The sequence below is a fragment of the Paraburkholderia sp. Ac-20347 genome (genome assembly GCF_017104805.1).
Taxonomy (GTDB): Bacteria; Pseudomonadota; Gammaproteobacteria; order Burkholderiales; family Burkholderiaceae; genus Paraburkholderia; species Paraburkholderia tropica.
On the sequence record NZ_JAAGPN010000225.1, the window covers coordinates 1 to 13,366 of the forward strand.

The window sequence follows — 13,366 nt, forward strand, 5'->3', positions numbered from 1 at the left end:
CGGCTCGGCGATCGCGGTCGCCACGGGCGTCGTGCCGCTCGCGATGGGCACCGACACGGCGGGCTCGATCCGCGTGCCCGCCGCCTTCAACGGCCTAGCCGGCTATCGCGCCAGCACCGCGCGCTATTCGGGCGAGGGCGTGACCGGGCTGTCGCAGACCTGCGATACGTCCGGCCCGCTCGCGCACGACGTGACCGACTGCATCGACTTCGACGCGCTGTTGCGCGACGCCGCGCGCGTCGCGCCGCTGCCGGACCTGCGCGGCCAGCGCTTCATTTACGACGAACGCAGCCTCGCGCGCTTCGGCGTGAGCGACGCCGTCGCGCGCAATCTCGACACCTTCGTGGCCCGCCTCGCGCGCGCCGGCGCGACGATCGACACGCACACGCCCGCGAGTTTTCTCGCGGCCTGCGACGTGATTCGCGAGCTGGGCTGGATCGGATCGCTCGAAGCGTTCGCGCGTTACCGCTCGCTGCTCGATTCGCCCGACGCGGCGCGCCTCGACGCGCGCGTGCGCACGCGGCTCGAAGCGAGCCGCAACGTGAGCGCCACGCGTCTGGCCGAACTGCACGCGCGCCGCGCGGACCTGCTCACCGCATTCGCGCAGGAACTCGGCAACGCCACGCTCGTGCTGCCGACCGTGCCGCACGTCGCGCCCGCGCTTGCGCCGCTCGAACGCGACGCCGATCTGTTCGCGCGCGTGAATCTCGCGACGCTCGCGCTCACCATGCCCGGCAGTTTTCTCGATACGCCCGCCGTCGCGCTGCCCAGCGGCCGCGACGACGCGGGGCTGCCCACCGGCGCGCAACTGTTGCGCGCGCAAAACGACGACGACCGTCTGCTTGCCGTGGCCGAAGCCGCGCAGGCGGTCTTTTCCTCGCAGCACTGAAAACAAGGAGCATTCGATATGGCAAAGGAAATCCTGATCGCATTCGGCATCGACGTGGACGCGGTCGCGGGCTGGCTCGGCTCGTACGGCGGCGAGGACTCGCCCGACGACATCTCGCGCGGCCTGTTCGCGGGCGAAGTCGGCTCGATGCGCCTGCTCAAGCTGTTCGAGCGCGAAGGCATCAAGACGACGTGGTTCATCCCCGGCCACTCGATCGAAACGTTTCCCGAGCAGATGAAAGCAGTCGCGGACGCGGGCCACGAAATCGGCATTCACGGCTACAGCCACGAAAACCCGATCGCGATGACGCCCGAACAGGAAGAGGCCGTGCTCGACCGCAGCATCGAACTCGTCACGCAACTCTCGGGCCGCCGTCCGACCGGCTATGTCGCGCCGTGGTGGGAATTCAGCCCGGTGTCGAACGCGCTGCTCGTGAAAAAAGGCATCAAGTACGACCACAGCCTGATGCACAACGACTTCCATCCGTATTACGTGCGCGTGGGCGATACGTGGACGAAGATCGACTACAGCAAGCATCCCGATACGTGGATGAAACCGCTCGTGCGCGGCGAGGAAACCGATCTCGTCGAAGTGCCCGCGAACTGGTATCTCGACGACCTGCCGCCGATGATGTTCATCAAGAAGTCGCCGAACAGCCACGGCTTCGTGAATCCGCGCGACATCGAGCAGATGTGGCGCGACCAGTTCGACTGGGTGTATCGCGAGCACGACTACGCGGTGTTTCCGATCACGATCCATCCGGACGTGTCGGGGCGCCCGCAGGTGCTGCTGATGCTCGAACGCCTGATCGCGCACTTCAAGTCGCATGAAGGCGTGCGTTTTTGCACCTGCGATGAAATCGCCGATGACTTCCTGAAGCGCAACCCGCGCCAGAAGGGCTGATTGTTCCGACCCGCGCGCGGCATGCGCCGCGCGCTCATACAACCATAACCTCAATGCCACACCTATCTGAAGGAGTGCGAACGATGCAAGAGAATCCGCTATCCGCCTCGGGCTTCAAACTCGAGAAGATCCTGCCGGGCGACGTGAAGCGGGCAACCGTCGTCGCGTTCTTCGCGTGGGTTTTTGCCGTCTACGATTTCATTCTGTTCGGCACGCTGTTGCCCGAGATCGGCCGTCATTACAACTGGGATGCCGCCGCGCAGGCCGAAATCGCGACGCTCGTAGCCGTTGGCACCGCTGTGATCGCGTTCGCGATCGGTCCGGTGCTCGACCGTCTCGGCCGTCGCGCGGGTCTGCTGTGGACCGTCGCGGGCGCGGCCGTGTGCTCGGGCCTGACCGTCGTGGGCGGCGCGATGGGGCAAGTGCCGCTGGTGCTGATCCGCTCGCTTTCGGGCCTCGGTTACGCCGAGGAAACCGTCAACGCGACCTATCTGAACGAACTCTACGCGGCGGCCAACGACCCGAAGCTCAACAAGCGCAAGGGCTTCATTTACAGCCTCGTGCAGGGCGGCTGGCCGATCGGCGCGCTGCTCGCTTCGGCGCTCACGGCGCTGCTGCTGCCGCGCATCGGCTGGCAAGGCTGCTTTATTTTCGCGACGTTTCCCGCCATCGTCATTTTCTTCATGACGCGCCGCCTCAAGGAAAGCCCGCAATTCCTGCTGCACAAGCAGATTCGCGTGCTGCGCGAAAGCGGCCAGGACGGCGAGGCGCGCACGCTCGCGGGCGAACATCGCGTCGACTATGAGGAGCACAGCCGCGCGGGCATCGCGCAGGCGTTTCGCGGCAGCGCGCTGCGCGCCACGCTGGTGCTGGGCGGCGGCATTCTGCTGAACTGGTCGGCGATTCAGGTGTTCAGCGTGCTCGGCACCACGGTGCTCACGCGCGTGCACAACGTCTCGTTCGAAAGCTCGCTGCTGATTCTCGTGCTCTCGAATGTGATCGGTTATTGCGGTTATCTCACGCACGGCTGGATCGGCGATCGCATCGGCCGTCGCAATACGCTCGCGATCGGATGGATGCTCGGCGGTCTCGCTTTCGCGGCGATGCTGCTGGGACCGAGCAGCACGGGCATGGTCGTCGCGCTCTACAGCCTCGGCTTGTTCTTCCTGATCGGACCGTATTCGGCGGCGCTGTTTTTCATCGGCGAAAGCTATCCCACGGCGATTCGCGGCACCGGCAGCTCGATCGTGCACGCGATGGGTCCGATCGGCGCGATTCTCGCGGGCATCGGCGTGACCACGCTGCTCAATCAAGGTAGCGACTGGCTGCATGCCGCGCTCTGGTTCGGCGCGCTGCCGTGCTTTCTTTCCGGCCTGCTCGTGCTGTTCGCGAAGCATGTGACGCCGGACGGCGTGCAGTGACGCCCACCCTCATTCAAGGAGATTCAAACGTGAAAGTCGCACTCGTTACCGGCGCCGCGAGCGGCATTGGCCAGGCGCTCGCCGTCGCTTACGCACAGGCCGGCGTGGCCGTCGTCGGCGGCTATTTTCCGGGCGATCCGCACGACCCGCAGGCCACGGCGCGCGCGGTCGAAGCCGTGGGCGGACAGTGCCTGATGCAGCCGGTGAACGTGACCTCGGCGGAAGAGGTCGAGGCGTTCGCGCAAGTCGCGCTCGGGCGCTTCGGCCGCCTCGATTACGCGGTCGCCAACGCGGGCCTGCTGCGCGCCGCGCCGCTCACCGAGATGCGCGACGAGCAATGGCACGAGATGCTCGACGTCGATCTCACGGGCGTGATGCGCACCTTCCGCGCGGCCGCGCGTCATATGGCCGACGGCGGCGCGATGGTCGCGGTGTCGTCGATTGCGGGCGGCGTGTACGGCTGGGAAAACCACGTGCACTACTCGGCGGCGAAGGCGGGCGTGCCCGGTTTGTGCCGCGCCGTCGCGATGGAACTCGCGCCGCGCAACATCCGCTGCAACGCCGTGATTCCGGGGCTGATCGAGACGCCGCAATCGCTCGACGCGGTCAATTCGCTCGGACCGCAAGGTCTGCGCGAAGCCGCCGCCGGCATTCCGCTCAAGCGCGTGGGACGGCCCGACGAGATCGCGCGCCTCATCCGCTTCCTGACCAGCGACGACGCCTCGTACATCACGGGCCAGGCGATCGTCGCGGACGGCGGCCTCACGGTGCGCTGGCCGGGCTGACGCGCGTCGCGTCATTCGCGATACACGTGTAAACACGTGCAAACACGCACACGCATGTAGAAGGACATCGACACCATGACTCAAGCGTTTTCACTCGACGGCCGCCGCGCGGTCGTCACCGGCGCGGCGAGCGGCATCGGCGCCGCGATCGCGCGTGCCTATGCGCAGGCCGGCGCGCGCCTCGTGCTCGCCGACCTCGACACGATGCGTCTCGAAGCGCAGGCCGACGCGTGCCGCGCACTCGGCGCGCAGGTCGAAACCGTCACCGCCGACGTGGGGCAGGAGGCGTCCGCGAACGCGATCGTCGATCGCTGTATCGGCGCGTTCGGCGGCATCGACATTCTCGTCAACAACGCGGGCATGCTCACGCAGGCGCGCTGCGTGGATCTCACCACGCAGATGTGGGACGATATGATGCGCGTCGATCTGCGCAGCGTGTTTCTCTGCACGCGCCGCGCGCTGCCTGCGATGCTCGCGCAGAAGTGGGGCCGCGTGATCAACGTGGCCTCGCAACTGGGCATCAAGGGCGGCGCGGAGCTGTGCCATTACTCGGCGGCGAAGGCGGGCGTGATCGGCTTTACGAAGTCGCTCGCCATCGAGGTCGCGCCGCAGAACGTGCTGGTGAACGCCATCGCGCCGGGGCCGATCGAGACGCCGCTCGTCGACGGCATCAGCGCCGCGTGGAAGGAGGCGAAGTCGGCGGAATTGCCGTTGCGCCGCTTCGGCCGCGCGGAGGAAGTTGCGCCCGCCGCCGTGCTGCTCGCGTCCGATCCGGGCGGCAATCTGTTCGTGGGCCAGACGCTCGGCCCGAATTCCGGCGACGTGATGCCCTGATGGGCGAGGCGGCGATAGAGGTCGCGAAAGCAGTTCAAGCAAGGCACTTCAAGCAAGGCAAGCGAGGTCAGGCAATGTGTGGAATGTGCGGCGTGCTCGGCGGCGGGCGTCATTGGTCGAATGCGACGGCGGGTGCGGAGGCGGGCGCGCGGCGGCATCGTTACGCGCAGGTTGCGCTGGCCAATCGCGTGCTGCGGCCGTTCCGGCTCACGCTCGCCGATTTTCATGGTCAGTCGTTCGTGCTCGCGTCGCCCACGGGCGCGCAGGAAATCGTCAGCGACTTCATGCAGGTCTGGCGCGCGGCCGAAAAAATGCTCGGGCGTCCGCTCGATCCGCTCGCGTTGTTCGACGACGCTGACGAGCGTGCCGCATGAGCCTCGCCTACGATGTGTTGCCCGTCACGCTCGTCACGGGTTTTCTCGGCAGCGGCAAATCCACCTTGATCGCCGACGCGCTCACGGGCGAACGCGCGCGCGACACGGCCGTGCTCGTCAACGAGTTCGGCGCGGTCGGGCTCGATCATCTGCTGATGGGCGAGGTCGGGCCGCAAACCGTGCTGCTCGACAACGGCTGTCTGTGCTGCGCGATGCGCGGCGAAATGAAAGAAGCGCTTGCGATGCTGTTCTCGCGGCGCGCGCGGGGCGAGACGCCGCCGTTTTCGCGCGTGATCGTCGAGACGACGGGGCTGGCCACGCCCGCGCCGATCATCGCGACGCTGCTCGGCGACGCCGTGCTCGCGAGCCACTACACGCTGGCGGCCACGCTCACCGTGGTCGACGCCGTGAACGCGCGCACGCAGCGCGCCGCGCATCCCGAATGGCTCGCGCAGGTGAGCGCCGCCGACCGTTTTCTGGTGACGAAAACCGATCTCGCCGAGGCCGCCGATATCGAGGCGCTGGTCGGTGAATTGCAGGCGCTCAATCCCGCCGCGCAGGTGCATCTGCGCGATGTGCAGGCGCCGCATGCGCAACTGGAGGACGTGCTGGCCGCGCCCGTTGTGGACCCGCTGCAGGCGGCCATGCAGGCCGCGTCGCGCGTGGGCGGCGCGACCAGAACGCTGCGTCTCGCGGGCGTCGAGCGCGAAGAGTCGGAAGCAAGCCCGGAAGCGACCCCCACCGCGCACGAAGCCGAACTCGCGCGCATCGAAGCGTTCTGCGCGCGTTTCGACGAACCGCTCGACTGGGCCGTGTTCACGCTCTGGCTCACGATGCTGCTCAACCGTCATGGCGAACGCATCCTGCGCGTGAAGGGCGTGCTCGCGCTCGAAGGCAGCGATCTGCCCGTCGTGCTGCATGCCGTGCATCACCTCGTGCATCCGGTCCTGCATCTCGACGCGTGGCCCGACGCCGAGCGCTCGACGCGCCTCGTCTTCATCACCGACGGTCTCTCGCAAGACGCTATCATGGCGTCTTACCGGCGCTTTCATGCGCATCTTCATCACGCCGACGTCCCGACTTGAATCCCGTCTCTTCCCGCACCGCCAGATCGGGCGCCCATCCGGCCGCCAACGAGCCCGCCGCCGCGCCGCGTGCGCCCGCCGTGCATCCCTCGAAGGTCGAATTGCGCGTGCTCGGCACGTCTGTGACGCTGCGCGAGCATATCCGCAAGCGCGCCGAACAGGACCTCGGCATCAAGCTGCGCTTCATCGTCGAAGATGGACTCGACGTGCAGCGTCACGGCGTCATGCATCCCGAGCGCTACGAAATCTACGACCAGTGGATTCACAGCATCGATTGCCTGTGGCCCGCGCATGCGCTGCAACCGATCGACACGACACGCATCGCGCGCTGGAACGAAGTGAACGGGCTGGCGCGCACGGGACGTATCGACGTGCCGTCGGGTTCGAGCGCTGCCGCTGCGGGCGCGACCAACGCGATACGCAACGCGGGCAGCGTGCCCGCCGACCGCCTCTTCGTGCAGCCCGACAACTCGCTCTCGCGCGAGCCGAGCGAGCGCATCAGCATGCTGCCGCTCACGCACAACGCCGACAGCTTCGTCTATCTCGAAGACGCACTGCCGCCTTCGCTGCGCAACGGCGAGGAAAGCTGGGCATGGCTGCTCGCGCCCGAACTGGCGGGCCGCGTCGCTTTGCAGGCCGATGCGGCGATCGGCGCGATCGACGCCGCGCTCGCCGTGGAGGCCAGCGGGCTCATGCGTTTCGAGAACATCGGCAATCTGAGCATCGAGGAAATCGACGCGCTGATCGGCGTGCTCGTCGACTACAAGCGGCGCGGCCATTTCGCCGGTTTCTGGTCGACCTTTGCCGAGGCCGCGGATCTGATGATCGCCAACAAGGTCGCGATCCAGAGCATCTGGTCGCCGGCCACGATCGAACTCGAACGCGCCGGATTGCACTTTCGCCTCGCGTGCCCGAAGGAGGGCTATCGCGCGTGGTTCGGCGGCATGTCGATCTCGCGCACCGCGCATGGCCGCGTGCTCGACGCCGCCTACGACTACCTGAACTGGTGGCTCGACGGCTGGGCCGGCGCGACGATGGCGCGGCAGGGCTATTACATGTCGAATCCGGCGCGCGCGCGTGCGCAGCTCGACGACGCCGAGTGGGCATACTGGTACGATGGTGCCCCCGCGGCGGCGGAGCTGCCGGGGCCGACCACGCGTCATCTCGTGCGCATGGGGCAGCGCCGCGATGGCGGCGATTATCTGTCGCGCATGGGCCGCATTGCCGTGTGGAACTCGGTGATGGACGAGCACAATTATCTGGTGCGCCGGTGGACCGAATTCATGCGGTCGTGACGGCGCCAGCAAAGCAACGATGACGAAACGCTCACGCGCCACCCAGCCAGAGCACGCCCCCACACCAGCGGCGGACCTACCCGAAACCAACGCGGACAGCCGCCTGCGTTACCGGCTGATTCACGACCAGTTGAAGAGCGCGATCGCGCTCGGCAAGATCGCGCCCGGCCTCGTGCTGCTCGAAGGACCGGTTGCGCGCATGTTCGGCACGAGCCGCGTGCCGGTGCGCAAAGCCTTCGAAATGCTGCATGCGGGCGGTCTGCTGCATACCTTCGACGGACGCGGCTATCTCGTCGCGCATTCCGACGGCAGCGTGCCCGAGCCGCTGCGCGCACCGCTCTCGGAAGCCGCGCTCGGTTTCGACGAACCGCCCGCGCCGCTCGACATTCCCTCGACCAGCGAACGCATTTACGACGCGCTCGAAGCGGCCATTTCGCTGGGCGTGGTGTTCGGACATTTTCGTATCGACGAGACGCTCGCCGCGCAGCATTTCGGCGTGAGCCGCGGCGCGATCCGCGAGGCGCTGACGCGTTTGCGCGATGTGGGTCTCGTCGAGAAATCGGCGTATTCGCACTGGCTGTGCGGGCCGCTCACCGCGCGCGCGGTCGCGCAGGATTACGAACTGCGCCTGCTGCTCGAACCGGCCGCGTTGCTCGCGAGCGCGCCGTCGCTGCCGCGCGAGCGGATCGAAGCGGCGCTCGCACGTTTGGCCGATGCCATCGCCGATCCGGATTCCGTCGATGCCGCCGCGCTGTATCGGCTCGAAACGGATCTGCATGTCGATTGCCTGCGCCATGCGCCGAACCGCAAACTGCTCGCGACGATCACCGGCGCGCATATGCCGCTGACGGTCAATCACGCCTTCTACGACGCGTTCAATCTGCATCCTGACAACGGCATGCTGATCGAACATCGCAGCGTGCTCGAAGCGTTGCGCGACGGCGAGTTTCAGCGCGCGTCGCAGGCTCTGGCCGTGCATCTCGAACGCGGCCAGAAACGCACGCTCCAACGCCTCAAGGTGCTGGCGGTGCTGCCCGAGCCCGCGCTGCCGCCGTATATGCAGCGGCTCGCATAAAACCCCTTGTTTTCAGGGGTGTTTGCCCAGTTCGCGGCGTAGACGCTCGATATCGACTTCGGTCAGATAGCGGCGGATGTTCTGCCAGATCGCATGAAAACCGAAGCCGCCGTTGAGCAGTTCGTCGAGCGCGGCTTCGCGCGTCCAGTCCTGATAGACGATGCGATAGAGCGCGCAGACGAGGCCGGTGCGATCGGCGCCGTGCTGGCAATGCACGAGGATCGGGCCGTCGCGTTCGGCGTGACGCAGCACGCGCAACGCGGCGAGCATGTCGCGATCGCGGATATTCCAGGTGTTGATCGGAATGCGCAGCGTGGCGATGCCGGAGCCCGCGAGAATGCGGCGATCCGAATGAAACGCGCGAAAGCTGATGACCTTGCGCACGCCGAGTTCCTGCAGATGCGCGACGTCCTTGCGCGAAAGGCGCGCGCTGCGAAACAGCGAGGGCGTGAGGCGAAACAGGTTATGAACGGCCATAGAACAGGTCTTTCGAAGTGCGCCACCAGCCGCGCGACAACTGGAACAGCACGAGCGCGACGGCGCTCATGGTCCAGTAATCGGTGGGCGCGGGGCCGAACCAGTGGATGTGCCACGGCACGAAGGCGGGTTTGAATCGCGCGAGTCCGAACGCCGGGTTCAGCACGAACCACAGAAAATCCTCAGTAATCCAGAACACCATGATGCAGGCGATCAGACGCGCTTCGATGCGCCACGACCAGCGCGCGCTGAAGATCGGCGGCAGATGGAAGAACAGCGCCACGAACGGAAAGACCCATGCGTGATAGCCGGTCATCGGGCGGCCGCCCCAGAATATGTCCTGCAGCCAGCTCTTTTCGATGCGCCACGTCGGCAGATTCGCCGCCCAGCCCGCGCTGCCTTCAATCTGGATTTCGACATTGGCGAAAAAGAACGCGAGCAGCATGACCCACGCGACCAGCACGACGGTGCGGCGCGCGGGCACGAATCGCGCGAGCGTCATGCCGCGGCCCCGTTGCCGGTGCCGGTCACGAGGTCGAGCACCGTGCGCGCGGCGAGCGGACGTCCGAGCGGCACGCTGCGCTGACGCATCGCGTCGAGCTTCGCGGGATCGTGCAGCAAGGTATGGACGCGATAGGCGAGGGCGTCGTCGTCGATGGCCTTGAGCGCCACGCCTTGTTCGAGCAGGAAGTCGGCGTTGCGCTCTTCCTGGCCGGGAATCGGCGAATTCAGCAGCATCGGCAGATTCATCGCGAGACATTCGGAGGTCGTCAGGCCGCCGGGCTTCGTGATGACGAGGTCCGAGCAGGCCATCAGGCGCTCGACTTCGCGCGTGAAGCCGTGCGGAAAGAGGCGGCCCGGATGCGCCTTCGCCTGTTCTTCGAGCGCGGCCAGCAGGTCGCGGTTGCGGCCGGCGAGCGCGATCAGCTGGAAGTCGCCGTCCATCTCCAGCAGGCGCGTGGCGAGCTGATCCATCGGCCCGAGTCCCGCGCCGCCCGACATCATCAGCAAGGTGCGGCGCTTCGGATCGAGCCCGAGCGAGGCGGCGCATTCGGCGCGGTCGAGCGGCTGGCTGAACGCGGGCATCACCGGAATGCCGGTCACGTGGATCGCGTCCGGCGGCAGGCCGCGCGTGCGCATGCGCCACGCCACTTCGTCGTTGGCCGCGAAATAGCCGCTCAGATGCGGGACGACCCACAGCGTGTGCAGATCGAAATCGGTGACCTGCACCCAGACCGGCACGTCGAGACGCGTCTTGCGGATCTCGCGCGAGAGCAGTTCGGCGGGCAGAAAATGCGTGCAGACGATGGCGTCCGGCTGCCATTGCTCGATTTCGGCGAACAGCGAGCGGCAGTTCAGGCGCTCGACGGCGCGTCGCAATTTCTGCGAGAGCGCGGCCGGATCGGTGCGATCCGTCTTCTGGTAGAGATAGCTCCAGATGGCGGGCTGCGAGCGCACCAGCGCGAGATAGAGGTCGGTGTAGATCTTGCGGAACGTGGACGGCACGAAGTCCATGACGTCGAGATGCAGCGCTTCGATACCGGCCGGATGGGTCGCGGCGTAAGCGCTGATCGCTTCGGCCGCGCGCGTATGGCCGGCACCGGCGCTGACGCTCAGCACCAGCAGTTTCTTGACGGGTCGCTTCATTTCACGCAGGTCGTGCATTTCATGTTTTCCAGGCAGGGACGGACGTCGGGCCGGGCGCGCCGGTGGGCGCATCGGCGGCCTCGCCCGTGAACAGGCTGCGGATCAGGTTGAACATCGACAGGAACGGGCGGATCGTCACGGGTTGCGCATCGGGATTCGCGCCGAGGCGCACGCGGTAGACGAGCCACGCGGGCACTTCGCGCCAGCTCGAATAGAGGTCGCGCACATGGAAGGTGCGCGGATAGACGCCGTAGACCGCGAACGCGTCGCCGCCCGCGCGCGCGACGGCGAGCCGGGCGCGCGGCAGGTGGTAGTACTGGCTGACCAGCGTGACCGAGCCGAGATGCCGCTCGCGCATGTAGGCGACGAGATGCTGGGCGCTCGCGAGCGTGTTGTCGCCAGCACGGTCGGGGACGATGTCGTGCGGCTCGACGCCGTGCTGGATCAGATAGTTCTGCATGGCGAGCGTTTCGTCGAGTCCGGGGCCGTCGAGGCTGCCGCTGATGAAAAGACGCTGGCAGCGGCCCGCGCGATAGCAGTCGAGACCCGCGTCGAGCCGTTCGGCGAGCAGCGTCGCGGGCGTGCCGTCGGCTTCGAGACCGTTGCCGAAGATCGCGCCGAGTTCGGACGGCTGCTCGGGTGTCGCCAGGCCCGAGAGCGCGATCGTGAGGGCGGCCAGGACCCAGACGATACCGATCGGCATGCAAAGGCGAAGAAGGCGGGACCTTCTTCGGGGTGTGTGCGTCATGACAACCTTGCTGGAGTGCGGGTGTTCATCGGCTGCGCGGCCGACGTGGGCCGCGGCGGCAACGATACCACGCGAGATGCGCGGCGACCGCTTGTGGGGTACGAGCGCGAAGCACGCCTGGCGCACGCGGATCGCGAACACACGGGCGCAGCGTAGCGCCGCGAAGTGCCGGTGCGCCGCGATTCTGGCCAACTGTGTCGGGCGTGTCGGGCCGCGGCCGCGCGCGCCGCTATTCCCGCAGCGACCTTACCGCCGCCTTTCGTTTGCCCGCCTCGCCGACGCCGTGCGCGCGGGCGTCGTATGCTTGCGGCTGGCGCGCGGCGCGCAAGGGCGATGCCCGATCCGCGATCCGCGCATGCATCCGACGATCAAGCTCACAGGGGAATCGCAACAATGAGCTGGGAACAATTCGATGGCGGCTGGCGTCTCGCGCCGGCCGAAGGCGCGCCGCGCGCGCTGGTCGTGCTGCTGCACGGCGTGGGCAGCAACGCACGCGATCTGGTGCCGCTCGCCGACGCCTGGCGCGACGCGCTGCCCGGCGTGGCGTTCGCGTCGCTCGACGGCAGCGAGCCGTTCGATGGCGGCTTCGGCGGCCGCCAGTGGTTCAGTCTGCGCGACGTGAACGAAACGAATCGCGGCGCGCGCGTCGCGGCGGCGTTGCCGGTGCTGCAAAAACGTCTCACCGACGAACTCGCGCATTGGGGCCTCGGCGTCGACGCGCTCGCGCTGGTCGGCTTTTCGCAGGGCTCGATTATGTCGCTTTATTACACGGCGACGCAGGAGCAGGGCGCGGCCGCCGTGGTCGCGTTTGCGGGCCGTCTGTCGACGCCTGTCGTGACGCATAGCCGCACGCCGATCACGCTCGTACATGGCGAGGACGACGAAGTAATTCCCGTGCAGGAACTCGAACGCGCGGCTGTGGCGTTCAGCGACGCGGGCTTCGCTGTCGCCGCGTATGCCTTGCCTGGCGTGGGTCACACCATCACGGCGCAGGGCGCGATGCTCGGCCGCGACGCGCTGGTGCGTGCATTGCAGTCCTGAGCGCGCACGCGTTCGCGTGCAACGCGCGAACGCGAAACATCGCGTGGATCGCGCCTGAAAACGGCGCGTATTCCGCAGACGAATTCAGCCACGATTGCGCTGACGTTTCGCCTGGAACGGGCCGCCTGTCGCGGCGGCCCGACATCATTTCTTTACATTTGTGAATTAAGCTGCCGGGTTATTTTTGGCGCGATTAAAGTCTCGCCCGGCTTGGCCGTTAACAGGAGCCAGTGGGCCACGGGGCCCCACGTGCCCGATTCGCGTTTCACAGCGCGCGCAGACCTTCAGACCCGCGGTATCCACGAGATGCCGGCGATCGTTTCTGATAGCTGCAGACCGGGTTGAAGATCCGGAACGGTCCGCCGGCAGGGCCGCTCCATACAGACAAGACGACATGGCTCAAGCCGCGCGGCATTCATCCTTTTTGCACAAGCTGTCCCGCCACGACGTGGCGCTCGATCTCGGCACGGCCAACACGCTGATCTATACGGCGGACGAGGGCATCGTGCTCGATCAGCCCTCGGTCGTCTGCTTCGAGCGCGGCGGCGCCTTGGGCAAGGCCGGCGAAACGACGGTCGCCGCCGTGGGCCGCGACGCCAAAGCGCTCGTCGGCCGCGCGCCGCAGAACCTCGAAACCGTGAAGCCGCTGGTGCATGGCGTGATCGCCGACTTTTCGGCCGCCGAGCACATGATGCGCCGCTTCGTCGCCATGGCGCAGCCGCGCCGCCTGTTCGGCCGTCGTCCGGCCTTCACCGTGTGCGTGCCGGGCGCGGCCACGCGCGTCGAGCGCCG

At 67.1% G+C, this 13,366-nt stretch carries 15 protein-coding genes; 11 read left to right on the top strand and 4 right to left on the bottom strand.

Going from position 1 to position 13,366, the window contains the following annotated elements; all coding sequences use genetic code 11:
- The 9 genes from G3N97_RS29645 to G3N97_RS29685 form a co-directional block, all read left to right on the top strand.
- Positions 1-889 (top strand): amidase family protein (locus tag G3N97_RS29645; protein WP_241030909.1); only part of this gene is annotated, 889 nt, incomplete at its 5' end.
- 18 nt (positions 890-907) lie between these two features.
- A complete protein-coding gene (locus G3N97_RS29650; protein ID WP_205996504.1) occupies positions 908-1,792 on the top strand; it encodes a polysaccharide deacetylase in 885 nt (294 codons plus the stop codon).
- Positions 1,793-1,875: 83 nt separating this feature from the next.
- A complete protein-coding gene (locus G3N97_RS29655; protein ID WP_205996505.1) occupies positions 1,876-3,213 on the top strand; it encodes an MFS transporter in 1,338 nt (445 codons plus the stop codon).
- 29 nt (positions 3,214-3,242) lie between these two features.
- Positions 3,243-3,998: an SDR family NAD(P)-dependent oxidoreductase gene (locus G3N97_RS29660; protein ID WP_205996506.1), complete on the top strand. Its 756-nt coding sequence runs from the start codon at positions 3,243-3,245 to the stop codon at positions 3,996-3,998.
- Positions 3,999-4,073: 75 nt separating this feature from the next.
- Positions 4,074-4,832, top strand: coding sequence for an SDR family oxidoreductase (locus G3N97_RS29665; RefSeq protein WP_205996507.1), 759 nt, complete (start codon positions 4,074-4,076; stop codon positions 4,830-4,832).
- A gap of 74 nt (positions 4,833-4,906) precedes the next feature.
- Positions 4,907-5,206: a hypothetical protein gene (locus tag G3N97_RS29670; RefSeq protein WP_065060717.1), complete on the top strand. Its 300-nt coding sequence runs from the start codon at positions 4,907-4,909 to the stop codon at positions 5,204-5,206.
- The gene (locus G3N97_RS29675) at positions 5,203-6,291 is read left to right on the top strand and encodes a GTP-binding protein (protein ID WP_205996508.1); all 1,089 of its coding nucleotides are present in this window, start codon (positions 5,203-5,205) and stop codon (positions 6,289-6,291) included. Before G3N97_RS29670 ends, G3N97_RS29675 begins: the two co-directional genes overlap by 4 nt.
- A 107-nt stretch (positions 6,292-6,398) precedes the next feature.
- On the top strand, positions 6,399-7,586 hold the full coding sequence (locus tag G3N97_RS29680; RefSeq protein WP_205996515.1) for an extracellular solute-binding protein: 1,188 nt from the start codon (positions 6,399-6,401) through the stop codon (positions 7,584-7,586).
- Between the two features lie 19 nt (positions 7,587-7,605).
- Positions 7,606-8,661, top strand: coding sequence for a GntR family transcriptional regulator (locus tag G3N97_RS29685; RefSeq protein ID WP_183713587.1), 1,056 nt, complete (start codon positions 7,606-7,608; stop codon positions 8,659-8,661).
- Positions 8,662-8,673: 12 nt separating this feature from the next.
- On the opposite strand, the gene G3N97_RS29690 is transcribed toward G3N97_RS29685, so the two are convergent.
- Genes G3N97_RS29690 through G3N97_RS29705 form a run of 4 tightly spaced genes read right to left on the bottom strand, consistent with a single transcriptional unit; the run spans position 8,674 to position 11,488 of the window.
- Entirely contained in the window at positions 8,674-9,138 is a 465-nt protein-coding gene (locus G3N97_RS29690) for a tyrosine-protein phosphatase (protein WP_205996509.1), read from the bottom strand.
- A complete protein-coding gene (locus G3N97_RS29695) occupies positions 9,125-9,640 on the bottom strand; it encodes a hypothetical protein (RefSeq protein ID WP_205996510.1) in 516 nt (171 codons plus the stop codon). The genes G3N97_RS29690 and G3N97_RS29695 overlap by 14 nt, the downstream gene beginning before the upstream one ends.
- Complete coding sequence (locus G3N97_RS29700) at positions 9,637-10,785, bottom strand: galactosyldiacylglycerol synthase (RefSeq protein WP_205996511.1); 1,149 nt, start codon at positions 10,783-10,785, stop codon at positions 9,637-9,639. Before G3N97_RS29700 ends, G3N97_RS29695 begins: the two co-directional genes overlap by 4 nt.
- A 19-nt stretch (positions 10,786-10,804) precedes the next feature.
- Positions 10,805-11,488 (bottom strand): YdcF family protein, encoded by a 684-nt coding sequence (locus tag G3N97_RS29705; RefSeq protein WP_205996512.1) that lies wholly within the window; start codon positions 11,486-11,488, stop codon positions 10,805-10,807.
- Positions 11,489-11,926: 438 nt separating this feature from the next.
- On the opposite strand from G3N97_RS29705, the gene G3N97_RS29710 reads away from it, so the two are divergent.
- The gene (locus G3N97_RS29710; protein ID WP_205996513.1) at positions 11,927-12,574 is read left to right on the top strand and encodes a dienelactone hydrolase family protein; all 648 of its coding nucleotides are present in this window, start codon (positions 11,927-11,929) and stop codon (positions 12,572-12,574) included.
- A gap of 394 nt (positions 12,575-12,968) precedes the next feature.
- A partial coding sequence (locus G3N97_RS29715) for a rod shape-determining protein (RefSeq protein WP_205996514.1) occupies positions 12,969-13,366 on the top strand: 398 nt, incomplete at its 3' end.